This window comes from Streptomyces sp. NPDC002623 (assembly GCF_053592635.1).
Window position 1 is genome coordinate 1 of the sequence record NZ_JBSFWB010000116.1, and the last position, 1,011, is coordinate 1,011.

A 1,011-nucleotide genomic window follows, 5' to 3' on the forward strand; every position below is an offset into this window, starting at 1 on the left:
CCTAGGCGCTGTTTCTCGGATCATGTGCGGAGCCAGATGATGAGTGCTGCGAGGGTGACGGTGCCGAGATAGGTGTAGGCCCGTTTCTCGTAGCGCGTGGCGACTGCGCGGAAGCCTTTCAAACGGTTGATGGCCCGTTCGACTGTGTTGCGCTTCTTGTAGTGCTCGCGGTCGAACCCGGTGGGCCGACCGCCCCGGGACCCGCGGTTCTGGCGGTGTCTGCGCTGATCGAGCCGTTCCGGAATGGTGTGCGATATGCCGCGTCGTCGCAGGTAGCGGCGGTTTCTGCGGGACGTATAGGCCTTGTCGGCCAGGACGTGGTCAGGTCGGGTGCGAGGCCGGCCCGCTGCGACACGGGGCACTGACACCTGCTTCAGGACGGGCTCGAGTTGGGGGCCGTCTCCGTAGTGTCCAGGTGTCAGGAGGAGGGCAAGTGGCCTGCACCGTCCGTCGGCTGCGAGGTGGATCTTGGTCGTGAAGCCGCCGCGGGAGCGTCCCAGACACTCGCCGATCTGACCACTCCCTCCAGCCGGACGACCAGTTTCCGAAGTACCGGATCGACCTGGTTCGTCCGTGGACGGACCCCCCTTTGAGGAACCGCGGCAGGCGGTGCCTTCCTTGCGCCGGCGGCGTGCTGGTGAGCCCGCACCGCCGTGGAGTCGACAGACACGTCCCAGTCGATCCGGCCCGCGGCGTCCTCCGCAGCCTGCACCTTCGACAGAAGCATCCGCCAGGTGCCATCCGCCGACCAGCGGCGATGGCGTTTGTAGACCGTCTCCCAGGGCCCGAACCGCTCCGGCAGATCGCGCCACTGGACTCCAGTACGAACCCGGTACAGCACCCCGTTGATCACCCGGCGATGATCGCTCCACCGACCCCCACGTGCACCACCGCGAGGCAAGAACGACTCCAGCCGATCCCACTCCGCGTTTGTCAGGTCTCCGCGTCCCATCCAGTCAGCCTGCCCCCAACACCCCACTCACGGAGGGAGGTCCGAGAAACAGCGCCTAG

The 1,011-nt window shown here is 66.8% G+C and carries 1 protein-coding gene; it reads right to left on the bottom strand.

The genetic code is table 11. The features are described from left to right. Positions 1-20 precede the first annotated feature (20 nt). Positions 21-952 (bottom strand): IS5 family transposase gene (locus ACWD4O_RS48810; protein ID WP_451289602.1). Its coding sequence is split into 2 segments (ribosomal slippage): positions 21-547 and positions 547-952, totalling 933 coding nucleotides; the frame shifts between segments, so codons are not numbered across the junction. Positions 953-1,011: the final 59 nt, after the last annotated feature.